General features: G+C 49.4%; 28 protein-coding genes and 1 riboswitch. Of the genes, 12 read left to right on the top strand and 16 right to left on the bottom strand.

Annotated elements, in window-relative coordinates; all coding sequences use genetic code 11:
* Positions 1–14: 14 nt before the first annotated feature.
* Positions 15–1,970 carry an ATP-binding protein gene (locus KOG47_RS11525; protein ID WP_215244269.1) on the bottom strand — a complete coding sequence of 652 codons (1,956 nt, stop codon included), beginning with the start codon at positions 1,968–1,970 and terminating at the stop codon, positions 15–17.
* A gap of 189 nt (positions 1,971–2,159) precedes the next feature.
* Between KOG47_RS11525 and KOG47_RS11530 the strand changes: the two genes are divergently transcribed.
* Together KOG47_RS11530 and KOG47_RS11535 are read left to right on the top strand one after the other, a co-directional pair.
* The gene (locus KOG47_RS11530; protein WP_214784287.1) at positions 2,160–2,480 is read left to right on the top strand and encodes a PadR family transcriptional regulator; all 321 of its coding nucleotides are present in this window, start codon (positions 2,160–2,162) and stop codon (positions 2,478–2,480) included.
* Positions 2,477–3,508, top strand: a complete 1,032-nt coding sequence (locus KOG47_RS11535) for a DUF4097 family beta strand repeat-containing protein (protein ID WP_215244270.1) — start codon at positions 2,477–2,479, stop codon at positions 3,506–3,508. Before KOG47_RS11530 ends, KOG47_RS11535 begins: the two co-directional genes overlap by 4 nt.
* A 36-nt stretch (positions 3,509–3,544) precedes the next feature.
* On the opposite strand, the gene KOG47_RS11540 is transcribed toward KOG47_RS11535, so the two are convergent.
* From KOG47_RS11540 to KOG47_RS11555, 4 genes are all read right to left on the bottom strand, one after another.
* Positions 3,545–4,237, bottom strand: coding sequence for a LutC/YkgG family protein (locus KOG47_RS11540; RefSeq protein ID WP_211781906.1), 693 nt, complete (start codon positions 4,235–4,237; stop codon positions 3,545–3,547).
* Positions 4,237–5,637 carry a LutB/LldF family L-lactate oxidation iron-sulfur protein gene (locus KOG47_RS11545; RefSeq protein ID WP_276551144.1) on the bottom strand — a complete coding sequence of 467 codons (1,401 nt, stop codon included), beginning with the start codon at positions 5,635–5,637 and terminating at the stop codon, positions 4,237–4,239. The genes KOG47_RS11540 and KOG47_RS11545 overlap by 1 nt, the downstream gene beginning before the upstream one ends.
* 2 nt (positions 5,638–5,639) lie before the next feature.
* Positions 5,640–6,377, bottom strand: a complete 738-nt coding sequence (locus KOG47_RS11550; protein ID WP_074034994.1) for a (Fe-S)-binding protein — start codon at positions 6,375–6,377, stop codon at positions 5,640–5,642.
* 228 nt (positions 6,378–6,605) lie between these two features.
* A complete protein-coding gene (locus tag KOG47_RS11555; protein WP_215244311.1) occupies positions 6,606–7,889 on the bottom strand; it encodes an NCS2 family permease in 1,284 nt (427 codons plus the stop codon).
* 244 nt (positions 7,890–8,133) lie between these two features.
* Between KOG47_RS11555 and KOG47_RS11560 the strand changes: the two genes are divergently transcribed.
* From KOG47_RS11560 to KOG47_RS11575, 5 genes are all read left to right on the top strand, one after another.
* Positions 8,134–8,367, top strand: coding sequence for a hypothetical protein (locus KOG47_RS11560; protein WP_026824564.1), 234 nt, complete (start codon positions 8,134–8,136; stop codon positions 8,365–8,367).
* 10 nt (positions 8,368–8,377) lie between these two features.
* Complete coding sequence (locus KOG47_RS11565; RefSeq protein WP_215244272.1) at positions 8,378–9,337, top strand: LacI family DNA-binding transcriptional regulator; 960 nt, start codon at positions 8,378–8,380, stop codon at positions 9,335–9,337.
* 67 nt (positions 9,338–9,404) lie between these two features.
* The gene (locus KOG47_RS11570) at positions 9,405–9,686 is read left to right on the top strand and encodes a HesB/YadR/YfhF family protein (RefSeq protein ID WP_159563320.1); all 282 of its coding nucleotides are present in this window, start codon (positions 9,405–9,407) and stop codon (positions 9,684–9,686) included.
* A gap of 97 nt (positions 9,687–9,783) precedes the next feature.
* Complete coding sequence (locus KOG47_RS14865; protein WP_015880450.1) at positions 9,784–9,918, top strand: hypothetical protein; 135 nt, start codon at positions 9,784–9,786, stop codon at positions 9,916–9,918.
* 95 nt (positions 9,919–10,013) lie between these two features.
* On the top strand, positions 10,014–10,943 hold the full coding sequence (locus tag KOG47_RS11575) for a manganese-dependent inorganic pyrophosphatase (protein ID WP_215244273.1): 930 nt from the start codon (positions 10,014–10,016) through the stop codon (positions 10,941–10,943).
* A gap of 54 nt (positions 10,944–10,997) precedes the next feature.
* Here KOG47_RS11575 and KOG47_RS11580 read toward each other — a convergent pair whose 3' ends face one another.
* From KOG47_RS11580 to KOG47_RS11610, 7 genes are all read right to left on the bottom strand, one after another.
* The gene (locus KOG47_RS11580) at positions 10,998–11,429 is read right to left on the bottom strand and encodes a GNAT family N-acetyltransferase (RefSeq protein WP_215244274.1); all 432 of its coding nucleotides are present in this window, start codon (positions 11,427–11,429) and stop codon (positions 10,998–11,000) included.
* Positions 11,430–11,447: 18 nt separating this feature from the next.
* Positions 11,448–12,239 carry an ABC transporter permease gene (locus KOG47_RS11585; RefSeq protein WP_159563323.1) on the bottom strand — a complete coding sequence of 264 codons (792 nt, stop codon included), beginning with the start codon at positions 12,237–12,239 and terminating at the stop codon, positions 11,448–11,450.
* The gene (locus KOG47_RS11590; RefSeq protein ID WP_196430324.1) at positions 12,236–13,030 is read right to left on the bottom strand and encodes an ABC transporter permease; all 795 of its coding nucleotides are present in this window, start codon (positions 13,028–13,030) and stop codon (positions 12,236–12,238) included. The genes KOG47_RS11585 and KOG47_RS11590 overlap by 4 nt, the downstream gene beginning before the upstream one ends.
* The gene (locus KOG47_RS11595) at positions 13,027–14,037 is read right to left on the bottom strand and encodes an ABC transporter ATP-binding protein (RefSeq protein ID WP_215244275.1); all 1,011 of its coding nucleotides are present in this window, start codon (positions 14,035–14,037) and stop codon (positions 13,027–13,029) included. The genes KOG47_RS11590 and KOG47_RS11595 overlap by 4 nt, the downstream gene beginning before the upstream one ends.
* Before the next feature lie 111 nt (positions 14,038–14,148).
* A complete protein-coding gene (locus KOG47_RS11600) occupies positions 14,149–15,267 on the bottom strand; it encodes a DUF418 domain-containing protein (protein ID WP_215244276.1) in 1,119 nt (372 codons plus the stop codon).
* A gap of 20 nt (positions 15,268–15,287) precedes the next feature.
* The gene (locus KOG47_RS11605; protein WP_015880457.1) at positions 15,288–16,841 is read right to left on the bottom strand and encodes an ABC-F family ATP-binding cassette domain-containing protein; all 1,554 of its coding nucleotides are present in this window, start codon (positions 16,839–16,841) and stop codon (positions 15,288–15,290) included.
* Between the two features lie 60 nt (positions 16,842–16,901).
* A complete protein-coding gene (locus tag KOG47_RS11610; protein WP_074034983.1) occupies positions 16,902–17,510 on the bottom strand; it encodes an NAD(P)-dependent oxidoreductase in 609 nt (202 codons plus the stop codon).
* A 126-nt stretch (positions 17,511–17,636) separates the two neighbouring features.
* Positions 17,637–17,738, top strand: a riboswitch (purine riboswitch).
* Positions 17,739–17,814: 76 nt separating this feature from the next.
* Here KOG47_RS11610 and KOG47_RS11615 point away from each other — a divergent pair.
* The 4 genes from KOG47_RS11615 to KOG47_RS11630 are packed head-to-tail and all read left to right on the top strand — an operon-like array spanning position 17,815 to position 20,768.
* Positions 17,815–18,396, top strand: coding sequence for a xanthine phosphoribosyltransferase (locus tag KOG47_RS11615; RefSeq protein ID WP_074034982.1), 582 nt, complete (start codon positions 17,815–17,817; stop codon positions 18,394–18,396).
* A complete protein-coding gene (locus tag KOG47_RS11620) occupies positions 18,393–19,697 on the top strand; it encodes a nucleobase:cation symporter-2 family protein (RefSeq protein ID WP_215244277.1) in 1,305 nt (434 codons plus the stop codon). The genes KOG47_RS11615 and KOG47_RS11620 overlap by 4 nt, the downstream gene beginning before the upstream one ends.
* A gap of 34 nt (positions 19,698–19,731) precedes the next feature.
* Complete coding sequence (locus KOG47_RS11625; RefSeq protein WP_074034980.1) at positions 19,732–20,379, top strand: NAD(P)H-binding protein; 648 nt, start codon at positions 19,732–19,734, stop codon at positions 20,377–20,379.
* Positions 20,376–20,768 (top strand): RDD family protein, encoded by a 393-nt coding sequence (locus KOG47_RS11630; protein WP_074034978.1) that lies wholly within the window; start codon positions 20,376–20,378, stop codon positions 20,766–20,768. Before KOG47_RS11625 ends, KOG47_RS11630 begins: the two co-directional genes overlap by 4 nt.
* A 21-nt stretch (positions 20,769–20,789) precedes the next feature.
* Here KOG47_RS11630 and KOG47_RS11635 read toward each other — a convergent pair whose 3' ends face one another.
* A complete protein-coding gene (locus KOG47_RS11635; RefSeq protein WP_214691322.1) occupies positions 20,790–22,055 on the bottom strand; it encodes a purine/pyrimidine permease in 1,266 nt (421 codons plus the stop codon).
* A 73-nt stretch (positions 22,056–22,128) separates the two neighbouring features.
* Between KOG47_RS11635 and KOG47_RS11640 the strand changes: the two genes are divergently transcribed.
* A complete protein-coding gene (locus KOG47_RS11640; RefSeq protein WP_074034976.1) occupies positions 22,129–22,833 on the top strand; it encodes an alpha/beta hydrolase in 705 nt (234 codons plus the stop codon).
* Positions 22,834–22,868: 35 nt separating this feature from the next.
* On the opposite strand, the gene KOG47_RS11645 is transcribed toward KOG47_RS11640, so the two are convergent.
* The 3 genes from KOG47_RS11645 to KOG47_RS11655 all read right to left on the bottom strand — a co-directional run bounded on the left by KOG47_RS11645 (position 22,869) and on the right by KOG47_RS11655 (position 26,636).
* Positions 22,869–24,047 carry an MFS transporter gene (locus tag KOG47_RS11645; RefSeq protein WP_215244278.1) on the bottom strand — a complete coding sequence of 393 codons (1,179 nt, stop codon included), beginning with the start codon at positions 24,045–24,047 and terminating at the stop codon, positions 22,869–22,871.
* Between the two features lie 117 nt (positions 24,048–24,164).
* Complete coding sequence (locus tag KOG47_RS11650) at positions 24,165–24,956, bottom strand: endonuclease/exonuclease/phosphatase family protein (protein WP_214691319.1); 792 nt, start codon at positions 24,954–24,956, stop codon at positions 24,165–24,167.
* Between the two features lie 51 nt (positions 24,957–25,007).
* Positions 25,008–26,636 carry a PTS transporter subunit IIBC gene (locus KOG47_RS11655; RefSeq protein WP_159563335.1) on the bottom strand — a complete coding sequence of 543 codons (1,629 nt, stop codon included), beginning with the start codon at positions 26,634–26,636 and terminating at the stop codon, positions 25,008–25,010.
* Positions 26,637–26,807 lie beyond the last annotated feature (171 nt).

A 26,807-nucleotide genomic window follows, 5' to 3' on the forward strand; every position in this document is an offset into this window, starting at 1 on the left:
CACCCTCTTTTCGTTTAGCTACTCATTTGATTGGTCATATCCGACTTGGGAAGGCTGACAGTGAACATAGAGCCTTTGCCGATGTTTGAGGTAGCGTGAATCGTTCCACCGTGACCTTCAGCGATTTCTTTACAAATCGCGAGACCGAGACCGGTCCCTCCGATTTTTCGACTGGCGGAATTGTCGACGCGATAAAACTTGTCAAACAATTTTGGTAGCGCGGTTTGGGGAATCCCGATACCGTGATCTTCAATTGAAATGTCAATCCAATCCGGTCGTTCACATGTGACACGGACATGGATTTCGCCACCCCGAGGCGAATACTTCACAGCGTTGTGCAGTAGGTTCATGAAGAGTTGATTGAGTCGCGTCCGGTCTCCGTATACATAGACGTCTTCCGTGCAATCAAACGTGATGTGATGATGTTGGCTTGAGCCTTGATGCACCGAGATCGCTTGCTCAAGAATAGCGGACAGACGCTCTGGTTCGTTATGGTACGTCTGTTGTCCAGACTCCATCCGTTGTACATCGAGCAAGTTCGAAATCAAGTCTTCAAGACGCAATGTCTCTTGATGAATCATTCCTAAATATTTTTCGGAACGTTCAGATGAAAGATTTCGGAAACGAAGGAGTTCAGTGAATCCAATGATACTTGTGAGCGGAGTCCGGAGTTCGTGAGAGACGGTCGAAACGAGTTCGGTTTTCAGACGGTCGACTTCGGTCTCGTGCGTCACGTCACGGAAAACGAGCATCGTTCCATGACGTGTTCCTCGCAAGTAAATCTTCTCCGCATACATTTGAATAAAGCGCTCTTCCTGATTCATCGAGAACGTGACGCTCTCTTCTTTACACTGTCCATCGAATGAACGTTCCATGAACGCGAAAAAGGCATCCTTTTGGTCGACCTGCAGTCCGAGCTCCTCAAGGCTAGCGTCTAAACGATATAAATCGACTTCATTTCGCTTCGTAATCGGTTGATTGAATAAGACGAACAACGCTTGGTTCGCTACTTTTTCGCTTGTTGCGTGTTCGACATAGATGACGGCATCGCGAATCGAGTGCAGAAGGCGCGCTGTCTTCTCACGCTCCTCTTCAATCCGATAGCGTTGTGTCGTGAGAGATGTAGCCATCTGTCGGAACGATGTTGTCAATTGCCCGACTTCATTTTTAGATTGGGCTGCCGCCGGTGTGATTGGCTGTCGTTCTCCGGCAAGGCGCTTACTGTTTTCGATCAACTCCTGCAGTTGACCAGTTAAGCGTCTCACATATGGACGGGCGACGATAAAGAGAATGAAGAGAACACCGAGTAAAGAGAGGAGCCAAAGAGCTTGTGCCCACTTCGTATGGGTCGCAAGCTGAGCACGGAGCGCATCCTCTTCTGCGTTCAGTGAGTTCCGATATTCCGTGAAGACGCTCTCCATATCGACGATGCTCGCGCTCATATCTGCGGCACTTTTTGAGTTGATTTTAAATTTACGGTCTGCCGGCGGCTCTTTTTGAGGGTTTACCTTCCCGAGCGTTGGCATTTTTAAAAAGGGTTCGGTCACACTTCCGTCCCGTTTTCCTTCTACATAACGTTCAAGGCTCGGCATGACGCGTTCTTGATAAGCGACAAACAGCGTACGGGCATCGCTCGCATACGTTTTTTCCTTATCGGTTACGGCGTTCTGTTCGAACCAAGTCGTCTGTTCGTCAATCAAAACTTGTTTATCTTGTACGCGCTCTAGCATCGCATCGTCTCCGAGGAGTACGTAGCCGCGCATTTCATATTGCATCGACTGCCATGTCTCGAACAATTCGGTCGCATTTGTGCGCCGTTCACTGATGTTCTCGAGCGATGACGTCGTCTGTTCGATTTGGTTTTCCGTATACACATATACGGCAAGTGATGTGAGGAGGATCAGTCCGATGAATAAATAGAAGACGAATAAAAATTGTCTTCCGATCCGCTGGTCAATCCATGACTTCATAAAGACCGTTCCTTCCTAGAATGATGAACATTCCGACTGTGACAAATATCCTACGAGTGTCGTTCTTTTATTGTACAGATTCACCTCCTCAGAAGCTAGATATTGAGAAATCAGGGGAATGAATACTATTGTTTATTGAATAGTAGTGATTGATGTGCTATTGTTCTATGTATAGTAGGGGGTGGGATCATGAATCCTCAATTCAAGAAGGGCGTACTCAATCTTTGTGTGCTGGCGCTTGTAGCGGAACAAGACCGCTACGGCTATGAACTCGTCCAAGCGATTTCGGCCAAAGTAGCCATTTCAGAAGGTGCGGTCTATCCGTTGTTGCGTCGGCTGACGACAGAGGGCTATTTCACAACGTATTTAATGGAATCTGGAGAGGGCCCTCCACGGAAGTACTATCAGATTACGGAACAAGGACGAATACATTTGACTGAGTTGCGAACGGAATGGAACGTATTCACGAACGGTGTCAATGACTTAATCCGAGGGGGAGACGACAGATGAATGAAGAACAGTACTTGTCAGAGCTCGAACAATTATTGATGAACGTGAAGGTGAAAGATCGGCTTGATATTTTACGAGACGTATCGGAATATTTCACGAGTGGTCGATTAGAAGGAAGAAGTGACGAAGAATTGGCACGTGAATTAGGGGAACCGAACATACTCGCATCGGAATTGCTCGCCTCTGTCGATATTGAAGAATCGGTCTCGACGCGACCGCCTGCGGTGGTCAAAAGTTCGAACGTAGCCTTCCAAAGCGTCCTCATTCAAGTTCAACATGCGCAGGTGTTCGTGACACCATCACAAGATGGGTACGCTTATGCGACACTTGAAACAGAGACCGACCATGGGGTAGTCATGGATATCGTCGGGGACACGTTAGAAATCCGGATTGAATCCGAACGTCGTTTCGGTCTTTCGGACCTGTTTTCATGGTTTGGGTCAAAGGCACCTGTACTTCGGGTTGAATTGCCTCATCACGCCTATCATCAGATTCAATTGAAAAATCGTCACGGTTCGAGTGATGTACAAGATCTCCAAGCGGAACGGTTCCACGTGGAGAGTGAGAACGGTCGAATCGTCGCACATCACATTCAAGCACGTCATGGTGTCCTGCGCACATCGAACGGAAAAGTGCTCGCATCAAGCTGTCACGGTCACGATTGGGAGCTTCATTCCTCAAACGGTCGTGTCGAAGCGAAACATTCTCAGCTCGAGCGGATCAACATCCATTCCTCGAACGGTCGAATCGATGTCGATCACGTCACGGGAGCGGTCGATGCCAAAACTTCTAATGGACGGATAGACTGTTCCGTACAAGCGATTCAAGCACCGATTCGCTTGAAGACGAACAATGGGAAGATTGACTTACATGTCGATGAACGTCCGGAAGATGTGACGATTCGTGCGAAGTCACGAAATGGGAAAGTTGATGTGTTTGGAGAGCGGTCGAAAGAGTGCGTATTTGGAGACGGATCGATTGAAGTGAAATTAACGAGCTCAAATGGGAGCGTCACCGTATCAGGATGAACATAGCCCCTCCATCGATCGATGGAGGGGCTATACTTATAAATCATGTACCAACACATAGGCGACTCGAACAGGACCATGAACGCCGACGATGAGGTTCATCTCGATGTCGGCCGAGTTCGACGGACCAGAGATGAAATTGACACCGTTCGGGGAATGGAGACCGTCTCGGTCGAGTGTGGCGAGTTGTTGTGCTGTTTGCGTCATACGTGGAACAAGGACAGATTTCGGGATGATTGCGATATGGTCTTGCGGTAACAGACTGATCGTCCGTGATCTACCAGGCTTCGCATATTGGACGATTGTCGCACTTTCCGCAAATGCCGCATCCGCAATCGTGATGCCGATGTCCGCTCGAGTGGCCAGCTCTCGACTCGCTTCGGGTTGTGACGAATCCCACCAATCAAACGTCTCACTTGTTGCAGGTGCCCAAGCGGAAATTCGCTCATCGTTTTCTGCGAGAATCCGTGCGCCATGATAGCGTTCAATCAAGAGGCGAAGCGTATCATCAAGCTTCGCAGATTCACATTCCACCAAATCGGTATGGATTCGGGTCGCGACCATGCGGAACGTCTCGAGCAGCTCTTCTTCACTCGCGCCTTTCAACACCTCATCTTGCGGACGATGTGTATATTCCCGTTTTGGCGGCGTGAGCTTGACCTCACGACCGAGTTGCTTGGCGATTCGTTGTAGAAAGTCCTCACGGTTTGTGATTGTACCAGGATTCATCAGGCATTCCCCCGTTTCTTGAACCAATCTCGGACGGTCTGTTTGTTCGGCTGCGGCAAGTCTTTCGAGTCCGTCCAAGCCGGTAGCCCTTTCTCAATCTGACCCGAGGTGGCGAACGGTGATGTCGCAAACGGTGCGACATGTTCTGCTGTTTCGAATAAGAATGGGCTCGAAGCGGTGACGGCAAATCCTTTCATCGCAATCCGCTCCACGAAAGGTGATTGCTTTTTCTCCTCTACGATGACGCGTCGATGTTCAATCAACAGCTCATGCAGCGGAATCTTTACAGGACACGCCTCCGTACAAGCGCCACAGAGACTCGACGCATAGGGGAGTTCTTTATAGTTCTCGTATCCGTCAAGAAGCGGAGCCAAGACGGCACCAATCGGACCTGGATAGATTGACCCGTACGCGTGACCACCGATATGGCGATAGACGGGACAGACGTTGATACAGGCCGCGCAGCGGATGCATTGCAACACCGATTGGAACTGTGTCCCGAGAATACCAGAACGCTTGTTGTCGACGATGACAAGGTGGAACTCTTCTGGTCCATCGACTTCACCGACCGCGCGCGTCCCGGCAAATGTCGTGATGTATGACGTGAGTCGCTGACCGACCGCGCTTCGACAAAGCATGTTGACGAGCACCTCGAACTCTTCATAAGACGGGACGACGCGTTCCATGCCCATGACAGAGATGACCGTATCAGGAAGCGACGTCACCATGCGTCCGTTCCCTTCATTGGTCACAAGCCCGACGGCTCCACTCTCTGCGATGGCGAAATTACAGCCGGTGATGCCGACTTCTGCCTTCAAAAAGTCTTTGCGCAGTTCTTGACGCGCATAACGACCGAGTTCAGTCGGATCGTTTGAACCGGTATAGCCGTGAGCAGTGAACGTCTCATGGACAGCGTTGCGGTCTTTATGCAGAGCCGGGGCGACAATGTGAGACGGTGGGTCTTCGTCGAGTTGCAAAATCCATTCCCCAAGGTCGGACTCGACGACGGTACATCCTTCTTCCTGAAGTGCTTCGTTCAAGCCGATTTCTTCCGTGACCATCGATTTCGATTTCACGACATGTTTGGCTTGCTTCGACCGAACGACTTCCCGGATGTAGCGGTTCGCTTCTTCCGGTGTCTCCGCGAAAAAGACGCTTCCACCACGTTTTGAGACATTCTCGCTCAATTGATATAAGTAATAATCCAGATGTTCCAGCACATGTTGACGAATTTCTTCCGAATGGTCGCGAAACGATTCCCAGTCCCCGAGTTCACCTGCAGCATTTAACCGGCCATCCCGTAGACGGTTTTGAGCCGAACTGACGGCCTGCCGCATGAACGCATCTTCGATTCCATCTTTTCGTCGATCTTGAAACTTCTCATCCAATCGAATCCCCATGCTCATGCTTGCTTCACTCCTTCGTTCAAGACTTCGGCAATATGCATCACTTTAATCGGATGTCCCTGTTTATGAAGACGTCCGCCGATGTTCATCAGACATGACGCATCCGCTCCGATCAACACCTCTGCGCCTGACTGTAAGATGGAATCGACTTTTTCATCTACCATTTGTACCGACACGTCTGGCATCTTGACGGAGAACGTCCCGCCGAACCCACAACAGTTATGTACGTTCGCGAGGGGAACCATCGTCAGTCCATCGACGTTTCCGAGCAACTTACCGGGAGCCGCTTCGATTCCGAGGAGGCGAGTCATATGACAAGACGCGTGATAGGTCGCTTTGGCGGGAAACTTGGCACCGACATCTGTGACTTCGAGCACATCGACGATGAACTGCGTCAGTTCGAACGTTTTGGCGGCGTGCGCTTCAGCGCGAGGACCCCATACTGGATCATCTTGGAACAAATGAGGGTAGTCGCGCATCATCATGACACACGACCCCGATGGTCCGACGATATATTCTGCATCTGCTTGTTCAAACGTTTCAATCATGTGCTTGGCAACCTTTTTCGTCTCCTCATGATAGCCGCTGTTGTAGGCAGGCTGCCCACAGCATGTCTGCTCAAAGGGGAACGTCACCTCGCACCCTAAATGTTCGAGTAGTTCGACTGTCGCTTGTCCGACGGATGGAAACAACGTATCAGATAAACAAGTGACGAATAAAGCTACATTCGGCATAGCCATTCCTTCTTTCTTCTGATGATAGCGATTTCAACGTCATTATTTCATAAAGCGTAGGAAAGTTACAGAAAAATGGGGAGAAAAACTGATTTATTTGTAAAATCCTGTCTAATTGATAACGTATCTCACTGAACAGATATTCATCTCTTTTCTGATATAAAACAGCTAAGGAGAACGTATAACAGAAAAAGATCCTCGACACATGACGAGGATCTTCTGTCTAACTTATAGGAAGAACATTTCCAAGATGAAGAGTGCGCCGAACAAGTAGATGAGCGGGTGAACCGTCTCTTTGTTCATCGCTTTGAAGATCGGGTACAAGATGAACCCGAAGGCGATGCCGCGTTCGATGCTTCCTGACAAAGGCATGATCAAAATCGTCATGAAAGCCGGGAAGTATTCGCTGAAGTCGCTCCAGTCGATGTACCGGACATTCGTCAACATGAGTGCACCGACGATAATCAAGGCGGGAGCTGTGATTGCCGCTACGCCAGAAATGGCGCCGATAAGTGGGCTGAAGAAGAGTGTCAATCCGAATAAACCGGCGACGACGGCCGTCGTGAGACCTGTACGTCCACCTTGCGCGACACCGGCAGCAGACTCGATGTATGCCGTAGACGGGCTCGTTCCGACGAGTGATCCACCCATTGTGGCAAGTGAATCGGCAAAGAGTGCACGGTGACCATTCTCAATTGTTCCATCTTCTTTTAAGAGACCTGCCTGTTTTCCGACACCGACAAGCGTACCTGTCGTATCAAAAAGAGTGACGAGGAAGAACGAGAGGACAGCACCGAACAAACCGTATTGAATGACATCACTAAATGCCGTCACGGGGTTAACCATGAGTCCTTCCGGAAGTGTTGGCATCGCCGTGACACCATCGATTTTTAAGATATCCATGAAGTATGCTGCAATCCCCGTGAGTACCATCCCGATGAGTAAAGAACCGGGTACGTTTCGTGAAAAGAGGAGTGCCGAGACGATCAAACCACCGAGTACAAGTAGTACTTCTGGAGAAGACACGTCACCGAGACGTACCAAGTTCGCTTCATCAGCAACAATTAAGCCTGATAATTTTAATCCGAGTGAAGCGATGAAAAGACCGATCCCGGTCGTGATGGCATGCTTCAACGAAGTTGGAATCGCTTGAATCAACTTCGTCCGAATTGGAGAGAGCGACAAAATCAAGAAGAAGACGGACGAGACGAAGACAACACCGAGCGCGGCAGACGGCGCAATCTGTTCTTGGGCGACGAGCGTGTAAGCAAAAAATGCGTTGAGCCCCATTCCTGGCGCCACGGCGATTGGTAAGTTCGCATAAAACGCCATCAAGCCAGTTCCGATGAGGATGGCAATGATTGTCGCCGTGAAAGCTTGTGCGAATGGGATCCCAGCATCAGATAGAATCGCCGGGTTGACGACAGAGATGTATGCCATTGTCACGAACGTTGTGATCCCAGCAATCACTTCTTGTTTAACATTCGTTCCATGTTGTTTCAATTGAAAGATATTCATCGATAAAACTCCTTATTTCGGTCTATTTCCGAACATTAATTGAAAAAAATGATTAAATTAACGTTATCAACTTGATGACTATACAAAAATGTTTGATTCCCGTCAATTGTTTTACGTGAAAAACATGAAAAATTAGGAACAATAGTAAAAAATGTTCGGAAATAAACTTTTTTAAAAAGAAGCTTGCTCTGAAACGCGTTTCAGAAGATACGGTATAGACAAAGGGAGGGGAACCGATATGAAACCGACAACGTGGAAGACATGGTGCAGTGGAATCGTATACGAGCTCGTCATCAATCAGTTGTATACACCGTTTGGGAAAATGTTGTGTACCCGTTTCCGTGAAGAGTTTCTTCACTTGCCGTTAGAAGAGCGCTTCCGTCTCGTTCAGGCGATCCGTTGTCAAGTCGTCGAAAGAGGTGACAGTCAGCAAGCAGAGTGGGTACACTATATGCAAAGACTGACAAGTTGAGGTGAGATGAATGGCAAACATTCGAGATATCGCAAAGCACGCTGACGTTTCGGTGACGACGGTCTCACGCGTCCTGAACGAGCATCCGTACGTATCGAAAGAAAAACGGACCCGTGTTCATGAAGCGATGAAAGAGCTCGGGTATTTGCGGAATCAACAGGCGTTAACGTTGTCGACAGGGAAGACGCAACGAATTGTCGTGATCCTACCTTATATGGATCACCCGTATTACGGTCTCTTCGTCAATGGACTCGCCAAGGCGGCGCTCGAGCACGATTACCGGCTCGTCATGTGGCAGACGGAGTATAAATTGAGCGAGGAACGACAAGCACTCAATTTATTGAAGCATCGTGAAGTCGATGGGGCGATTGTCTTGTCTCACGAGATGTCCTTTAAGGAAATGGAGGCATACCGCGCGTACGGGCCAATCGCTGTGGCGACCGTCGGTGCACCGGAGACGATTTCGTCCATCCATGTCGATCATTACGCGTCGTTCGTATCAGGTATTCATGTCTTGAAGGAACATGGATATGAAGAGATTGGAATCATCTTGTCAAGAAGCCATAGTCCGAGTTCCCTTGCGCGTCAGCAAGCCTATTTCGATGAAGTAGCGCATGCGCGTGAGCAATGGATTTGGACGGGCTATTTGACGAGTGAGGACGGTATTCGGCTAGCTGAAACGTTCCTCTCTCAAAAAGAGCGTCCTCGAGCGCTCTTTTTCTCGTCTGATTATGTCGCCCTCGGATTTTTAGGAGAGATGCAACGGCGAGACATCAAGATTCCTCAGGAAGTCGCCATGCTAGGCTTTGACGGACATCCGATCGGTCATGCATTCGGACTGTCGACGATGCTCTCACCGAATGAAGAAATCGGGCGACGCTTATTTGAAACGACGCTCGCTGAAATGAGCGGTGCTCAACCGGAAACGCATGGCATGACGGTGAGCTATCAAGTTGGCACAACACTTTAGGCAACTTCCTCGCTCGACTCTTTTGAAACGTTTAGAATGAAAGGAGTAGTCGAGAGGAGGAGATGTTATGAAGATTCAAGTAACAGAAGAAGCGCTCCAATGGTTCAAACAAGAGATGGAAGTTGAAGCAGGTCAAACGGTTCGTTTGTTTGCAAAATATGGGGGTTCGACAGACTTGACGCACGGTTTTTCTGTCGGGGTCATCACAGAAGATGTGAACAATGCTGCTGTTGAGACAGAGGCAGATGGGATTCGCTTCGTTGTGGCAGAACAAGACGAATGGTTATTCCAAGGACAAGACGTGAAGGTCGAGCTCCGCGGAGAAGAAATCGTCTTCGTGCAGGCCTGACGTTTCAGTTTGTTTACGTTTGATGAAATGTCGTTTGACGAAATCGAGCTAGGGGAACAGATTACGACAAGTCGGATTTTCGAAAGGATGACACCATATGTCAGACAAAGAAAAGCGTGAACAAGAAGAAAAAGAAAAGTTGAAGCGAGATCAGCCGGACATCTCCCATGAAGAAGATTCAAAAGGAGATCATTCTGACCTCGAAGAGACAGATGAAGATGAACAAGCATAAGAGCCGAGACACGGCTCTTTTTGTTTGGGAATTGAAAGAAATGCCGTGGGCGTTATAATGGATAAGGGAAAACTATTTAGTGAGGAGAATGAGACATGAGTACAGTACTAGTCTTTGGACATAAAAATCCAGATACCGACACAATCACGTCAGCGCTCGCCTATGCCGAGTTGAAAAAGAAATTAGGGATGGACGCAGAGGCGGTTCGTCTCGGTGAAGTGAACGGTGAAACACAATATGCGCTCGATCACTTCCGTGTGAAAGCACCACGCTTGATTGAAAGTGTGAAAGGTGAGGCGGAAGAAGTCATCTTGGTCGACCATAACGAGTTCCAGCAAAGTGCGGATGGCATTGAAGATGTGCGAATCCTTGAAGTCATCGACCACCACCGTATCGCAAACTTCCAAACGGCAGACCCGCTCTACTATCGTGCGGAGCCAGTCGGGTGTACGGCAACGATTTTGTTGAAGTTGTATAAAGAGCATGGTGTCGAAATTGCTGCGGATATGGCCGGCTTGATGCTGTCAGCCATCATCTCGGATTCGCTTCTCTTCAAATCACCGACATGCACAGATGAAGACATCAAAGCAGCGAAAGAACTTGCGGAGATCGCTGGCGTCGATGCAGAAACATACGGTCTTGAGATGCTCAAAGCCGGTGCGGACCTTAGCCAAAAAACGATTGAAGAGCTCATCTCACTCGATGCGAAAGAATTCGCGATGGGCGACTATCGTGTCGAAATCGCACAAGTGAACACGGTCGATGCGAACGATGTCTTGAACCGGAAAGCGGAAGTTGAAGCCGCAATCGCCAAAACGGTTGCAGCGAAAAACTTGGACTTGTTCGTATTCGCCATCACGAACATTTTGACGAACGATTCGGAAGCCGTCGTTGTCGGACCAAAACCAGAACTCTTCGAACAAGCGTTCAACGTGACGCTTCAAAACGGATTGGCGACACTTCCTGGCGTCGTCTCGCGTAAGAAGCAAATCGTGCCATTCCTAACTGAAGCGGCAACAAAATAAAAACTCGAAGCCGTGGCCTCGAGCGGGACTGCAGACGTTAATACGTCTGCAGTTTTAATTTTGATTGAGAAGAGTCTTTTTCAAATAGTATTGCTGATGATTGGCTGTCGGATGGTGCTCAATCACTCCAAAAATTTCATACCCGAGCTTGGTATAAAAATCAGGTGCCTGAAAACTGAACGTATCGAGTTGAATGAGACGGCATCGATGCTCGATAGCCAATTGTTCGATACGCGTCATCAATTGCGTGCCATATCCTTTTCCTCGAAGCTGTTCATCCACCCACAAGAAATGAATGTGCATCGTGTACCAAAACACCGTTCCGGTAACGCCCCCGACAATCTGATTGAAGTCATCTCGAACGATGAAACTCACATGCTCGACGGGGTGCTTCACCTCATCGGGTAATTGCGATGCGTTATATTCAATCAGGCGCTGTCGAATATAGTCGTTGTCTTCCTGATCCCACTGTTGAACGATCTTCATCTACTCACCCTTCCTTCATTAAGATCCTGTACTTGCGAATGCACGCAGTCCATACAACCAAAACCGATAGGCGATGACGAGTGAGAGCATAGCGACGAGCGGGGTCGCCAATGCAAACATGGTGAACCCACGTCCTTCAAAGAAATACATCGCCGGATAAAATGCCGTGAAGCCAAATGGAATGATATACGTTAAGACGAACATGATGACTTTCGAATAGATGGTCATCGGATAGCGTGCAAAATCACTCAAGCTGAAGACCGCGAATACGACCGGTAGACTATCAATCATCCAAAACGAGAATGTCGCAAAGAATAGGTTCACCGCGATATAAATCATTCCGCTCGCGAGAACCATGACGAGTAGGACTAGAATATCCATCATACTCCATGTCATTCCTAGCTCATTCGAGGCGAGCCAGAGCACACTCCCACCAATCAAGAGTTGACCAAACCCATCTTGTTGAACCCGTTCGGCGACGATTTGGAACAATGGGTTTACGGGACGCATCAGAATGCGGTCCAAGTTCCCCGTGCGAATATATTGCCAACCAATCGTCCAAAGGTTATCAAAAAAGATATGATGAACAGCCCGGCCTAAAAACGCGATTCCGTAAATGAACAAAATCTCATAAAATCCCCATCCGTTCAGCGACTCGATATGTCGAAAGACGATGGATAAAAAGAAGAGGGCGGCAAATTGTTGACCGAAGACTGACAAGACGCCAATCAAGAAATCCATTCGATATTCCATCATTACTTTGAAATGATTTTTGGCATAGAGCCAATATAGTTTTGCGTATCGTTTCATCCACCAAACACCGTCACTTTCCGAACCGCATATGCGAATAAGAGTCGTACAAATAGAAAGAATGCCCCGACCCATGCGAGTTGAATCAGAATCGACGGCCATATACCAGATGCTTGGATGTCACCTGTATATATGGCGACAGGTACATAGACAAGAGAAGCGAACGGTAAATATAAGCTGATCGTCTGGAACCAGTCAGGAAAGAGTGTCAGCGGAATGATTGCCCCGGACATAATCGTAATGACCGCCTCCTGTAAGACAGAAAGTCCCCATACGTTCACCGTATAAAAGGAAAGCACACCGACGAGTAAATCGATCAGTGTCGCAAGAAGGATTGCGAGTACGACGCTGATCGAGAAGGCGAACGCACTCTCAAGTGAGGTCGGTGGGTCAACCCCGATAAACAGCATGGCGATAACGAGAAGTGGTAGCGTCGACCGAAAAAAGGTCGACGTTTTTGTCCCGATATCTTGCGCGAGTAACTTATCCAGTAAATGATACGGTCGAAGCAGTTCGACGGCGACTCCGCCATGTTTAATGAGATGCGCGAGTTCGCGTCCGGCCCCTCCCCGGAATTGATCGAGCATCGTCGCGAGGACCGCATACGTCAACATCATCGAGAGCGAGATACCTGACACGTCAGTCTTATTCTCATAGACGGCCTGCCAAAAGAAATATAAGATGAACAGTCGCATCGTCACCGAGAACATACTCGCCCAGTACCAGGCTGTGTAAGCCATATCGACTTTGATTTGCGAGGAGGCGAGCGCTACATATTTTTTAAGCCTCATGCACTCACCTCTGGCTGATACAGATTTCGAATCAATGTCTCCATTTTTGGCACGACAACGGATAAATCTTTCACTTGATTGCAGTTCACGATTTCACGGATCAGTTGTCCACTTGAAATCTCATGATGGTTGAATGCTAATTGAATCGTATCTGTTTCTCGATCAGAGGTGAGTTCCGTGACGAGTCCTGTCACCGACGGCGGGACGGTGAATGATGTCCCTTCGTCGAGTGTGATTTCAAGGGTGCGTTCATTGTTGAACGTCTGTTTGAGCGTTTCGATACGATCGTCATAAATGATGCGTCCCTCGTCTAGAACGATTACCCGGTCACAGACTTCCTCGATATCCTGCATGTCGTGCGTCGTCAAAATGACTGTTGTCCCCCAGGCATCGCTGATTTCGCGAATAAACGCCCGAATCGTCTCTTTGATGTCAATATCGAGACCAATCGTCGGCTCATCCAAATACACGACACGAGGTCGGTGTAAGAAGGCGGCTGCGAGCTCACAACGCATTTTTTGTCCTAGTGATAATTGGCGGACTGGCACATCGAGAAGCGGTTCAAGTTGGAGACGTGCAATGAACCAAGCGACGGTCTCCTCGAACTCTGCGCGCGGCACTTCATAGATTTCTCGAAGCAGGTCGAACGACTCACGGACGGGAATATCCCAAAACAATTGGGTCCGTTGGCCGAAGACCGCCCCGATTTGTCGAGCATTTTGAATCCGGTCCTCATGCGGATCGATTCCAAAGATGCGGACGGAACCGGCATCGGGACGAAGGACACCGGCGAGCATTTTGATGGTTGTCGATTTTCCGGCACCGTTAAAGCCGATATATCCAACGCGTTCGCCTGGAGCGATAGACAAGTCAATTCCTTTCACGGCTTCTTTGGTGCGATACTTTCTTGAAAACAAAGCTTTGATGGCGCCTTTTAATCCGGCATCTCGTTCTAAAATTTGATAGTGTTTCACAAGGTCGCGGACCTCGATAGCTGACTGTGACATACGTTCCTCCTTAATCGTGCAAGCGTTTTCCTTCATCAGAATAGCATGTGAATCTGGGATTTCCTACCTGTATAAAAAAAGACCGGACAATGAAGTCCGATCTTAAGAAGATTACGTTTGTCGTCCGTATGTTCCGAGACGCCATAGTTTCTCAAACGGTCCATAACGGTGATTCTTCAGCCACCACATCGAGAAGAACGATTGCACAATCAAAATGGCGATGCTGAGGAACAAGCCTTCGGTTAAAGAAAGCGCCCCGTACGCCCCGAGTGCGATCACTGGCAAGACAATGATCAACGTATGTGTCAGATAGTTCGTGAGTGCCATTCGACCGAGTGCTTGAAGCGGGGCGAACGTCCGACCTTTTCGAACGGCGATGGTGAATAGGCAGACGTATGTTGTAGCGAGCAGTTTTCCGGAGACGAGAACGGCAACAAGGTTCACCCAGTAATAGGCCTCGCCTTGACCATAATGATGCCAAATGATAACCCCGAAAAATGGCAAGGTGAAGAGGGCACAAATGATCGCAGTACGAGTCAATCCTTGAATCGACCATGTGAGCAGCTTCCGTTCCCGTCCAATATAAAGACCGAACAAGAATAAGCTAAGAATCTCAATACCCACAAGAAGTGAATTCGACATGGCGGCGAATATTTCAATTTGTAGACGGTAGTCGAACCAAATGCCGAATCCCATATTATATGGTGTTGGGAATGGAGCGCCGCTATTGAAGTCACCGCCATTTGCCCATTCCACAAGCGCAGATGATCCATAAAATAAGAGGAAACTTCCAATCAATAAACTCCACGCCCACGCTAGAATGGCGCGGTTACTCAATCCGTAAAAGAGGGGAAGCAATAAGCCCCACATGGCGTACGTATGGAGGATATCCCCTGACCAAATCGCCAGGTGTGCCAGACCGAACAAGAAGAGAATCAAAATCCGGCGTATGTAACGACTGACCGATTCGCCACGAGCGTAAGAACGCTCGAGGAAAATCGAAAAGCCGATCCCGAATAAGAGGGAGAAAATCGTATAAAACTTCGTCTGCACGAACAAATCGAAGAGTGTTCGGACGAACAGGTCGCTCCCGTAATAGTCGGGACGACCGAACATCCAGTCGCTCCCGAGCATGCTCGGGATATTGACGAGGAAAATGCCGCAGAGGGCAAACCCTCGGATAATGTCATACAAAATAATCCGTTCATTCGTTTGAATTGGGCCAGCCATACGACACGTCCTTTACTGAATTAGAATACTTTCGTCGTCCATGATTCACAGTTCCAGACATCTGTGACGATATCCTCATAGAATTCTGGTTCGTGACTGATGAGGAGGACGCTTCCTTTGTACTCCTTCAACGCACGCTTCAACTCTTCCTTCGCGTCGACGTCCAAGTGGTTCGTTGGCTCATCGAGTAAGAGCAAGTTCGTTTCGTTGTTTAAGAGTTTGCAAAGACGTACTTTCGCCTTTTCCCCACCACTGAGGACAGAGATTTTACTTTCAATGTGCTTCGTCATGAGACCACATTTCGCGAGCATCGCGCGCACCTGTTGTTGGTTGAGTGACGGGAATTCGCTCCAAATCTCTTCGATACACGTGTTATTGCTTGATGCTGCTTCCTGCTCGAAGTAACCCATTTCGAGGAACTCACCACGTTCGACTGTCCCTTCAAGCGGGTTGATCAAGCCGAGCAAACTCTTCAAGAGCGTCGTCTTCCCGATTCCGTTCGCTCCGACGAGGGCAATCTTTTGACCGCGCTCCATCTGAAGGTCGAGCGGACGTGAGAGTGGCTCATCGTATCCGATGACGAGACCTTTCGCATCAAAGATGAGGCGTCCCGATGTACGTGCCTGCAAGAAGCGGAATTCTGGTTTTGGACGTTCCGCGCTCAATTCGATGACATCCATCTTATCGAGTTTCTTCTGACGTGACATTGCCATATTTCGTGTCGACACACGGGCCTTGTTTCGTGCAACAAAGTCTTTCAAATCCGCGATCTCGGCCTGTTGACGCTTGTAGGCGGCTTCAAGTTGGGAACGCTTCATCTCGTACACTTCCATGAACTTGTCATAGTCTCCGACATAGCGGTTCAACTCTTGGTTTTCCATATGGTAGACCAAGTTGATGACACTATTTAAGAACGGGATATCGTGGGAGATCAAGATGAAGGCATTGTCATAGTTTTGAAGATAGCGTTTCAACCACTCGATATGCACTTCATCCAAATAGTTGGTCGGCTCATCGAGGAGCAAGATATCTGGCTTCTCTAAAAGTAATTTTGCTAGCAATACTTTCGTACGCTGTCCACCTGACAAGTCCGTGACGTCACGGTCGAGACCAACGTCTAAAATACCGAGACCGCGTGCGACTTCTTCTACTTTCGCGTCGATGATATAAAAGTCGTTCGAGTCGAGCGTTTCTTGAAGCTCACCGACCTCTGCGAGCATGTCTTCCATCTGTTCCGGTGTCGCGTCGCCCATCTCCATGTAGAGTTCGCCGATGCGCGTCTCCATGTCAATCAGGTATTGGAAGGCACCTTTCAAGACGTCCCGAATCGTCATCCCGCGCTCAAGTACCGCGTGTTGATCGAGGTAACCGACACGGACGTTTTTCGCCCATTCGATTTTCCCTTCATCCGGTTGCAGCTTGCGCGTGATGATGTTCATGAACGTCGATTTTCCTTCACCGTTCGCTCCAACGAGACCGATATGCTCCCCTTTTAAGAGGCGGAAAGAGACATCGTTCAAAATAGCGCGGTCACCAAAGCCGTGGCTCAAGTTTTGTACCGTTAATATACTCATAATTCGTTTTCGTTCCTTTCAAAGTAAACTACCCGATATTGTAGCATGAATTGAATCAAATTAGTACGCCAGTCCGACCGACTCTCGTACGTGTTCCTGTTCTTCAATCGTATGAAGCATGAACTGGGCGACGTCTGCCCGTGAGATGTGCTTCCCGTTCTCTGGCACTTCATCGATGGCCGTGCGATATGTCGAGGTGCGAGGACCGTCCGTCAATTGCATCGGTCGTACAATCGTATAATCGAATGACGAATTTCGCCATAAGTCCACGGCTGCCCGATGATCACGGAGCGGTTTCCGGAGCATGAACGTAATGGCTTTCCCCGCAAGGCCCGGAATCTCATTGTCGATTCCCGCTGAAGCGAGATAGATGATACGTGAAACATTGTTTGCCTTCATCGCAGGGACAAGCTTGTCCGTGACACTCGCTAAAAAGTCTGGGTCGCTCAAATCCGTTCCGAGACAACTGACGACCGCATCGTGACCATGCATCGCTTCCGTCAATGCGTCGACATCATATAAGTCGCCTTCAATGATTTCGAGTTGTGGCGTCCGGATCAACTTTTTCTGTTCACGGACGAACGCGGTGACATCATGACCGTGCTCGATGGCTTGATCGATGAATTGATGTCCGGTCCGACCGGTTGCGCCTAATACGAATAACTTCATAAGGGCAAGGCTCCTCTCTCATATCCAATATCTACAGTATACAGCAGTTTCAGAAAAATCGAACATTTCACCGTTTGATTCCAACCTATTGCATTTCTCGTCAGCTCGTCTACAATAAGGTCTATCTTATATAAATAGATTCGCACTCGTATATCAGCGGAAATATGGTCCGCAAGTCTCTACCGAACTACCGTAAATGGTTCGACTACGGGTGGCGCTTGTCGTATGCTATCGTTGATTTCCATGCGGTTCGTTGCCTCCCGATGAGGGGTGACGAATCGCATTTTTTATTGGAGGGAAAACAATGAAGCAGTTAGAAGACAAAATCCGTGAAGAAGGTCGGGCCCTTTCCGACCAAGTGTTGAAAGTCGACGCTTTCTTGAATCATCAGGTCGACCCGGTACTCATGAAAGGCATCGGCAAAGAATTCGCAGAACGTTTCAAAGACGCTCAAATAGACCGCATCGTCACACTCGAATCGAGTGGGATTGCGCCGGCGATGATGACGGCGCTTGAGATGGGCATCCCGTTCGTATTCGCGCGTAAACGAAAATCGCTGACACTCCAAGACGACCTCGTAGAAGCGGACGTTTATTCGTTCACAAAACAAGAGACGAACCGCATCAGCTTGAGCCGACGCTTCGTCTTACCAGGCGAACGTGTTCTTGTCATCGATGACTTCCTCGCGAATGGGGAAGCGGCACTCGGACTGACACAACTCGTGGAAGCGGCAGGTGCAGAGGTCGCAGGCGTTGGGATTGTCATCGAAAAGTCATTCCAACCAGGGCGCGATAAATTGATCGAGCGTGGCTATCGCGTCGAATCGTTGGCACGCATTGCGAAATTAGAGAAAGACCATATCTCGTTCGTGGAGGTCGTTCGATGAATACGTTCAAGACAGCTAGTCTAGGATTCCAGCATCTACTCGCGATGTACACGGGAGCGGCAATCGTCCCACTCATCGTCGGTGGTGCCATCGGGCTTGGTCCAACCGAGCTCGCCTATCTCGTCGCAATTGATTTATTCATGTGTGGGGTGGCGACGCTACTACAAGTATGGACGACACGCTTCACTGGTGTCGGATTGCCGGTAGTCCTCGGATGTACGTTCACTGCGGTCGGTCCGATGATCGCCATCGGAAGCGCGAACGGGATCACTGCCATTTATGGCGCGTTGATTGCGAGCGGGCTCATTGTCATCCTCATTTCTGGATTTGTCGGGAAACTCGTGCGCTTCTTCCCGCCGGTCGTGCTCGGTTCGGTCGTGACGATCATCGGTCTCTCGCTGATTCCGGTCGCCGTCAATGACATCGGTGGCGGGATGCCCGGTGAACCAGGGTTCGCATCGATGCAGAATCTCGGATTAGGTGGTTTAACGATTCTACTCATTCTCGTCTTGAACCGTGTCGGGACCGTCTTCACGCGTGCTGCTGCCGTCCTCTTTGCCGTATTGGTTGGAACAGGGGTAGCCGCTTCGCTAGGTCTCGTCGATTTCAGTCCTGTTCGTGAAGCAGGATGGTTCCAAATGGTCCAGCCGTTCTACTTCGGGATGCCGACATTCGACCTGTCTGCCATCCTCGTCATGACGCTCGTCGCCATCATCTCGATGATTGAATCGACAGGGGTGTTCTTGGCGCTCAGCGATATCACGAAACAACCAATCGGTGCGAAAGAATTGACGAAAGGGTATCGTGCGGAAGGCGTCGCAACGATTCTTGGAGGGATTTTCAACAGTTTCCCGTACACGACGTTCAGTCAAAACGTTGGACTCGTTCAATTGTCAGGTGTGAAATCGCGTCGCGTCATCTTTTGGACAGGCGGATTGCTCATCTTGCTCGGATTCCTCCCGAAAGTCGCTACGTTCACGACATTGATTCCGAAGCCTGTGCTTGGGGGAGCGATGCTCGTCATGTTCGGAACGGTCGCTGCTTCTGGCATTCGTATCCTCAGTCAAGTCGACTTTTCGAAAAACGAGAACTTGATTACCATTGCGCTCTCAATCGGTGTTGGGCTCGGTATTACCGCCAATCCAGCCATCGTCGCAAACATGCCGGAGTGGCTGCAGTTGTTCACGGACAGTGCTATCGTGGCAGGCTCATTCACGGCGCTCGCATTGAACGGATTTTTCCGTATGATGGACCGATTCCGTCCCGGGACAATCATTGCCGAGGAACGGCAAGTCAGCTAGACTGAAGGAAATAGTAGTCTAGGAGGAGTCACGAATGGGGAAAACTGCACTTGTTGTAGGCGCGACTGGCTTGATTGGCCGCGAATTGGTTGAACAGTTGTTAGAGAGTGACCGTTATGATGCGGTCTGGATCGTTGTCCGTCGCTCGAAGCGTTGGAGTCATCCGAAGTTACATGAGGTCGTCGGTTTCGAGGAGATGGATTCATCCCTTCCACAGATCGACGACGTGTACTGTGCGCTCGGCACAACGATTGCGGTAGCCGGCTCGCAAGAAGCGTTCAAACAAGTTGATTTAGAATTACCACTTGAAGTCGCCCGTGTCGCCAAGGCACATGGTGCGACGCGCTATGCGGTCGTATCGGCACAAGGCGCATCGTTGCGTTCGACTTTCTTTTACAACCGTGTGAAAGGGGAGCTTGAGAACGCGTTACGTATTTTCAACTTCCATCACTTGATTATCGCGCGTCCTTCTCTGTTACTCGGAGAGCGTGATTCATTCCGCTTCGGGGAGAAAGCGGCTGAGGTCATCAGTCGACCGTTCCAGTCAATCTTGCTTGAGAAGACACCGGAAGTCGCACCGATTCAAGCGCTGCATGTCGCTCGTGCCTTGATTATGGCGTCTGAAGAAGGCGAAGGAATCGAAGTGTTGACGTCAGGGATGATGCAGAGGATGAGCCGATGAATCCATTGACAAAAAAGCGAACCAAAGCAGTCATGATTGACAGTGTCATTGCAGGTCTTGTCAGCGTGGGCGTAGAACAGCTCGTGCGAAAGAAAGTAAAGAGCGAGTTTGTGCATGCGGTCATCACACCGACACTACTGACATATGCCATGGAAGCCTGGCAAATGAGTCGAGGTGGACAAACAATCGGTTATAAACTGATGGGACTTGAATTGAAAAACGATGACGAAACGCCTGTCACGGCAAAACAAGCGCTACAACGCGCCCTGCATCGTGATACTTCGTCAGTCGTTCGTTATTGGAAAGACCGTGCGCATTTCGAACAAGAAGAAGGCGCTGTTTTACCGCACGATGCCCGTTACCATATGCATGTACGTGAAAAGAACTGACCGATATGGCCAGTTCTTTTTTCAATCCTTGATTTTACTTAAGATGGCAGTTGTTAAGGCGACAATCGTCCCGAGGACGAGTCCGTTAGAGAAGACGGTCGCAAGAAGCGGTGGTAACTCATTCATTGATCCGGGTGGCAGAAGCATCGCCCCGGCACCGATGACGAGCGGGAGTCCGACCGTGAGAGATGCCGTGGACTGCTTCAATTCAAAGGCCGCCTCATTGATTCCGATGATGATCATCGTTGCAATGAGCGGTGTCACGATTGCATAACCGACAGCGGCCGGGATGCTCGCAATCAACGAGACGAATGGACCGATGAGTGCTAACGACATCATGAGGGCGTGGGCAATCAAATGCGGGGTACGCTGGACGCTCTCCGTCGAAGAGAGAAAACCAGCTGTCCCGGAGATGGCGACAGGACCCGGTGTACCGAACAGACCGGCCACGATTTGACTGACGCCACTGGCGACACCCGATGCGGGAACGTTCCCTTTGATTTCTCGTTTTTCGCGAGAACTGACGATGCGCTCAATCAACTTGATGTTCGCAAGGACGTTCGTCATGAGAAGCAAGGTGATGACGAAAGCCGTTGGCAACAAGTTCCAATCCCATACCCAATTTCCGAACGGAAGAAGTTCCGGTACGAGGAAGAAAGATTCTGAACGAACGATTGGATTTCCAAGGTCGAGTAAATGGAATAAGCCGAACCCGACGAATAGTGTCATGACGAGCCCATATTGTTTAAAGCGACTTTGCTCGAGCGTGAGTGCGAACAAGACGAGACCTGCCGTCGCCACTGCCTGAACGACGTTGATTCCGTCTTCCGTCACCCCAAAGCCACCTTTAATGACGGCCCCTGATAATTGAAGGACGAGCAAAATCATATAGACGCCGAGCACTTGCGGTGTAAACAGGGCGAGCATGCGTCTTAAGATACCAGTGACGGTCAACAACACACCAAGGATTCCACTCAAAAACAGCATGAATCCGAGTGCTTGCAAGGTCTCTTGCTGACTTCCGTATAGAGCGGGACCGATGGAGGCGTATAAAGTGAAGACACCCCACCAAATGCCGGCAGGTCCTTCGAGTATCGGGAGGCGATGGCCGAGCAACGTTTGGATGATGCTGAAGAGTGCGAAGATGAAGAGTGAGCGGGAGATGAAGGTCATCGTCTCATCTGGCGACAGTTCAAACAAGGCGGCGATGGAGAGTGGTGGTACAATATTTGTAGCTAAAATAAAAATAAACCACTGAATCGTCGTGGTTACATTACTTCTGGTCATGGTGTCCCCCTGATCATGCTTTTTCTTATTAGTGTAACGTTATGATGAAGTGGATGCAAACGGAGGCTATATAATGAAGAAATTCTTCAAGTGGGCCGCACTCTCAATCGTAGGATTGCTTGTTGTCGCGGTAGCAGGCTTTTTGATTTGGACGCAGTTCACGTACGGACCAACCGATGAAGCGACACAGTATGCGGAAGAGGGGAAAGTGGTCGACAACCGTCTCGAGTTCGGAGATACGACGAGCGAGATCGGCATCATTCTTTATCCAGGAGCAAAAGTGGAGAAAGAGGCGTATGCGTATTACGGAACACGTTTAGCCGAGGAAGGGTATTTCGTCGCCATTCCGTCGCTTCGTCTCAACTTAGGCATTTTAGATATCGACGCAGCCGATCCAATCATCGAAGCACATCCCGAGATTGAACGTTGGGTCGTGGCCGGTCATTCACTCGGAGGTTCGGCGGCATCGGGTTACGCGCTTGAGCATCAAGAGGCGGTGGAAGGTGTCATTTTCCTCGCATCATATCCGATCAGCTCGATGGTCGATAGTGACTTACGCGTGCTATCTATCTCGGGTGAGTTGGATGGATTAGCTGTCCCAGAAGACATCGAGGCGAGTCGAAGCGACCTTCCTGACGATAGTCAATTCGTACAAATCGAAGGCGGGAATCATGCAAATTTCGGAATGTATGGTCCTCAAAAAGGCGATCAGGAAAGTCCGCTCACATCGAAAGAACAACTCGACGAAGTCCTATCCGCGATTCTCGAATGGTTATAAAAAACGTGCGCACCTGCATCGAGGTGCGCACGTTTTTAACGTTGGTCGAGCGAATAACTGACTGCGGTCAACCCGGCTGTGACGAGGGCGACCAAGCCGCCTACGAGCGCGAGCGTCATGATAGGGCTTGTCGCATAGACGACACCACCGAGAGCGGAACCGAGTCCGATTCCGACGTTACTCGCCACGGGCATGAGTGACGAGGCGAGACCTTTGGCGTTCGGATTAAATTTCTCCGCCAAGTCGATCAAATAAATCTGTGTCGACGTCGTCAATAAAATCGCCATGAACGACATGAGGGCGATATTGAAGAGACCGAGCGTCATATTCGACGTCGTCACGAACAACGCGGCCAAGACGAACGCTTGGACGAGAAAGACGAATCGTAAGCGTCCGATCGGATTGTGACTGGCGATCTTTCCAGCAGCAATATTACTGAAGATCGAGATGAATCCGTAGGCGAATAAAATCGGACTGACCCAAGCGACCGGTACACCGAGTACATCTTTTAAAATCGGTACGAGATACGTATATACGACATACGTCGCCCCAAAACCGAACGCCGGAATCAAGAAGGCAATCAAGATGCGCGGATTCGTCAGGAGTGCCATTTGTTCACGGAGTGATGCTTTTTCTTGAGACAAATGATTCGGCAAGACACGATAAATGGCAATCCAGGCGACTGCACCGAGTGCGGTCGTTAACCAAAATGTGGATTCCCAGCCTGCTTGTTGTCCGATGAATGTTCCGATTGGAACACCGAACACGTTGGCCATTGTAAAGCCACCAAAAATAAAGGATACGGCTACCCCTCGTTTTGCCGGAGGGACGCTTTCGCTAGCGACGAGCATAGCAAGCGAGATCAACACACCTGTGACGACGGCCGTCAACATGCGTAAGGCGAGTAACCACTCATACATGGGAGCGAGACTGCTCAACAAGTTCAATAAGGTGAAGAGAATCGTCAAACCGAGCATCAATTTGCGTTTTGGAAGATGGCTCGTCAAGGACATCGTGATTGGCGTACCGACGGCAAAGCTGATGGCGAATGCCGATACGAGACTTCCAGCCGTTGCGATGGAAATGGATAGACCGCTTGCGATATCAGGCAAAATGCCGACAATGACAAATTCACTCGTTCCGAGAACGAAGGTTAATAAGGATAGGGATAAAACTAAAGTCCAGTCGCTTCGACTGAGCGAGCTTGTCTTCATGTTCAAACACTTCTTTCTATTTCATTCATTAGTAGTTAGACATCAGTCTTTTATCACGTTACAAGATTTTTCCCAAAAGAAAAACCCTTTTCTCCCAAGTCGGAAGAAAAAGGTGCATCAACGCCAAAACACTGTGGCTTCGACACCGGCGTGGTCGGAGACGACAGGTCCGTTTTCGCCGTCGAAGACGACGGCATGACGGGAGACGTGAATGGGTGCATTCGTCAACATCAAGTCGATGCGTAGCGATTTCTTGTTTTCATCCCATCCAGCGATTTTCCCTTGGACGGTCGCATCGCCTTCGCGTTCCGTTGCGAGATGGAACAAGTCTTGAAGCCCACTATCCATCAAATAATCGTATCCTTCGCCTCGAATGAAAGCATCGTTGTTGAAATCACCGAGTAGGAGTGCATGGTCGTCATGCTCCACGCGACGCAGGAGCTCGTCGAGTTGATGCTTCACTGGCTCCTCTTCGTCATGCCACCATCCGAGGTGACACGAGTAGACGGTCGTCGGCGTTTCAGGACCTTCAATCACGGCTTTGACGATTTTACGGGACTTGTAATTGTCAGGGTCCGTCGTCTTGGATACGAAGAATGATTCGGTCGATAGAAACGGTGTCCGTGACAAGATGGCGACGCCTTCCTCGTAAATGTCATATCCGTAATGGGCAAAGTCCCATGTCATGTGATAGTGAAGATCTAACTCTTTCAGGCGCTCGACGAGGACGTGTGCGAAGTTGTTCTCACGGATGTTCCCATAGATGAGGGGGGCCTCTTTATGTTGATTGACTTCTTGGAGCGCGATGAAGTCATACTCTTCGCTTGCGATACGTTCGACAATCGCATCGATTTTCTCTTGTTGACGGTCTTCTAACCAGGCATGACAATTGAGCGTTAAAATATTCACGATAGTCCTCCTTTAGAAAAAGGCCAACTCTCGAGCGAGTTGGCCAGTAGATTATGCACCGATGACGTCTTGAATGTCTGATTTCAATACGTCGGCTTTCGGGCCATAGATGGCTTGGACTCCACGGTCTTTCACGATAAGACCCATAGCGCCATTTTTCTTCCATTCTGGTTCGTCAGAGACGAGTGTAACGTCTTTAACGGTCACACGAAGACGAGTCATACATGCGTCGACATCCTCAATGTTTTCTTCCCCACCGAGAAGTGCAATAATCCCCATGACTTGTTCGTTACCTGTAACGGATGATTTTTCTGTCGTTTCTTCCATGTAGTTCCCGTTACGTCCTGGCGTCGGTAGGTTCATCTTCTTAATGAAGAAGTTGAAGACACCGAAGTTGAGGAAGAAGAACACGACAGAGACGAGCACGAAGTTGATCAAGTCTTGAAGAAGTCCTGCTTTGACAATCATCGGAATGCGCGTCAAGAGTTCGATTGCACCGAAGGCGTGTACACGTAAGTCGATGATATCTGCCAATGCGAAGGCAGCACCGGCCATGAGTGCGTAAACGACATAAAGAACTGGTGCGACGAACATAAACATGAATTCGATCGGTTCTGTGACACCTGTCAAGAAGACAGCGAGTCCGGCTGATAAGAACATCGGCTTGTATTGTGCCTTCTTATCCGCGTCGACGTTGCGGTACATCGCATACGCGGCACCAATCAATGCAGCGAATGACAAGATGACTTGGCCGACTTTGAAGCGTGCTGGAACGACATCAGCGAGAAGCGCGTTGTATGCGGCCGTATCACCAGCAGCACGCAAGTTGACGAGGTCCGTCACCCATGCCAACCAGAGTGGGTCTTGACCGGCAACGACCGATCCAGCTGTCGCACCTGTTAAAATCGTATACGTTCCACCGAGCTCTGTGTAGTTCATTGGTACTGTGAGCATGTGGTGTAAACCGAACGGCAAGAGGAGACGTTCGAGCGCACCGTAGATGAACGGGGCGAGGACAGGCGCCGTGTTACGTGATGTGGCAATCCATTCACCAAAGCTGTTGAGTGCACCTTGGATGGTTGGCCATAGAATCGATAGAACGATGGCAGCAACGACTGAACCAAGGATAACGACGAATGGTACGAAGCGCTTCCCGTTGAAGAACGAGAGAGCGTTCGGCAACTTGTTGAAGTTGTAGAAACGGTTATATAGTGCACCACCGAGGAAACCGGCGATAATCCCGACGAACACACCCATGTTCAGGGCAGGTGAGCCGAGTACAGATGTGAAGTAATCAGCGACGACAAGGTTCGCACCGAAGAGTGACTCGATTGTCGCTTCCGGATCTTGAAGCATGGCACCGTTGACACCGAAGATGGCACCTGTGACACGGTTGATCAAGATGAAGGCGAGAAGTGCTGCGAATGCACCGCCTGCACGATCTTTTGCCCACGAACCACCAATCGCGACTGCGAAGAGGATATGTAAGTTGACGATGATGCCCCAACCTAAATCTTCAATGATACGAGCTGTTGTTAATAAGATACCGACATCTCCGGCTGACATTCCAATCAATTTTCCGATGGAAATCATCAAACCGGCAGCCGGCATGACGGCGATGACGACCATCAAGGCCTTACCGAGTTTCTGCCAGAAATCGAATGAGATCAATTGTTTCATGCTATACGCTTCCTTCCTGTGAGGGAGTTTTATCTATTTTTGTGTTTGCCAATAGTGCAATCGCTTGCATAAATGATTGTAATCGATTGCATAAATTCATGCAACCGTTTTCGCTATTTTCATTTGTTTTCATTTCCGAAGTGAGAATAGCAGATGTGAGGCGAACTTGTC

The sequence above is a fragment of the Exiguobacterium sp. s121 genome (assembly GCF_018617245.1).
In the GTDB taxonomy this organism is placed as follows: Bacteria; Bacillota; Bacilli; order Exiguobacteriales; family Exiguobacteriaceae; genus Exiguobacterium; species Exiguobacterium profundum.

Bases quoted from the DNA above. Each gene is read 5' to 3' on its own strand.
- KOG47_RS11525 (WP_215244269.1), bottom strand. From the start codon at position 1,970: ATGAAGTCATGGATTGACCAGCGGATCGGAAGACAATTTTTATTCGTC.
- KOG47_RS11530 (WP_214784287.1), top strand. From the start codon at position 2,160: ATGAATCCTCAATTCAAGAAGGGCGTACTCAATCTTTGTGTGCTGGCG.
- KOG47_RS11535 (WP_215244270.1), top strand. From the start codon at position 2,477: ATGAATGAAGAACAGTACTTGTCAGAGCTCGAACAATTATTGATGAAC.
- KOG47_RS11540 (WP_211781906.1), bottom strand. From the start codon at position 4,237: ATGAATCCTGGTACAATCACAAACCGTGAGGACTTTCTACAACGAATC.
- KOG47_RS11545 (WP_276551144.1), bottom strand. From the start codon at position 5,637: ATGGGGATTCGATTGGATGAGAAGTTTCAAGATCGACGAAAAGATGGA.
- KOG47_RS11550 (WP_074034994.1), bottom strand. From the start codon at position 6,377: ATGCCGAATGTAGCTTTATTCGTCACTTGTTTATCTGATACGTTGTTT.
- KOG47_RS11560 (WP_026824564.1), top strand. From the start codon at position 8,134: ATGAAACCGACAACGTGGAAGACATGGTGCAGTGGAATCGTATACGAG.
- KOG47_RS11565 (WP_215244272.1), top strand. From the start codon at position 8,378: ATGGCAAACATTCGAGATATCGCAAAGCACGCTGACGTTTCGGTGACG.
- KOG47_RS11570 (WP_159563320.1), top strand. From the start codon at position 9,405: ATGAAGATTCAAGTAACAGAAGAAGCGCTCCAATGGTTCAAACAAGAG.
- KOG47_RS14865 (WP_015880450.1), top strand. From the start codon at position 9,784: ATGTCAGACAAAGAAAAGCGTGAACAAGAAGAAAAAGAAAAGTTGAAG.
- KOG47_RS11575 (WP_215244273.1), top strand. From the start codon at position 10,014: ATGAGTACAGTACTAGTCTTTGGACATAAAAATCCAGATACCGACACA.
- KOG47_RS11580 (WP_215244274.1), bottom strand. From the start codon at position 11,429: ATGAAGATCGTTCAACAGTGGGATCAGGAAGACAACGACTATATTCGA.
- KOG47_RS11585 (WP_159563323.1), bottom strand. From the start codon at position 12,239: ATGAAACGATACGCAAAACTATATTGGCTCTATGCCAAAAATCATTTC.
- KOG47_RS11590 (WP_196430324.1), bottom strand. From the start codon at position 13,030: ATGAGGCTTAAAAAATATGTAGCGCTCGCCTCCTCGCAAATCAAAGTC.
- KOG47_RS11595 (WP_215244275.1), bottom strand. From the start codon at position 14,037: ATGTCACAGTCAGCTATCGAGGTCCGCGACCTTGTGAAACACTATCAA.
- KOG47_RS11600 (WP_215244276.1), bottom strand. From the start codon at position 15,267: ATGGCTGGCCCAATTCAAACGAATGAACGGATTATTTTGTATGACATT.
- KOG47_RS11605 (WP_015880457.1), bottom strand. From the start codon at position 16,841: ATGAGTATATTAACGGTACAAAACTTGAGCCACGGCTTTGGTGACCGC.
- KOG47_RS11610 (WP_074034983.1), bottom strand. From the start codon at position 17,510: ATGAAGTTATTCGTATTAGGCGCAACCGGTCGGACCGGACATCAATTC.
- KOG47_RS11615 (WP_074034982.1), top strand. From the start codon at position 17,815: ATGAAGCAGTTAGAAGACAAAATCCGTGAAGAAGGTCGGGCCCTTTCC.
- KOG47_RS11620 (WP_215244277.1), top strand. From the start codon at position 18,393: ATGAATACGTTCAAGACAGCTAGTCTAGGATTCCAGCATCTACTCGCG.
- KOG47_RS11625 (WP_074034980.1), top strand. From the start codon at position 19,732: ATGGGGAAAACTGCACTTGTTGTAGGCGCGACTGGCTTGATTGGCCGC.
- KOG47_RS11630 (WP_074034978.1), top strand. From the start codon at position 20,376: ATGAATCCATTGACAAAAAAGCGAACCAAAGCAGTCATGATTGACAGT.
- KOG47_RS11635 (WP_214691322.1), bottom strand. From the start codon at position 22,055: ATGACCAGAAGTAATGTAACCACGACGATTCAGTGGTTTATTTTTATT.
- KOG47_RS11640 (WP_074034976.1), top strand. From the start codon at position 22,129: ATGAAGAAATTCTTCAAGTGGGCCGCACTCTCAATCGTAGGATTGCTT.
- KOG47_RS11645 (WP_215244278.1), bottom strand. From the start codon at position 24,047: ATGAAGACAAGCTCGCTCAGTCGAAGCGACTGGACTTTAGTTTTATCC.
- KOG47_RS11655 (WP_159563335.1), bottom strand. From the start codon at position 26,636: ATGAAACAATTGATCTCATTCGATTTCTGGCAGAAACTCGGTAAGGCC.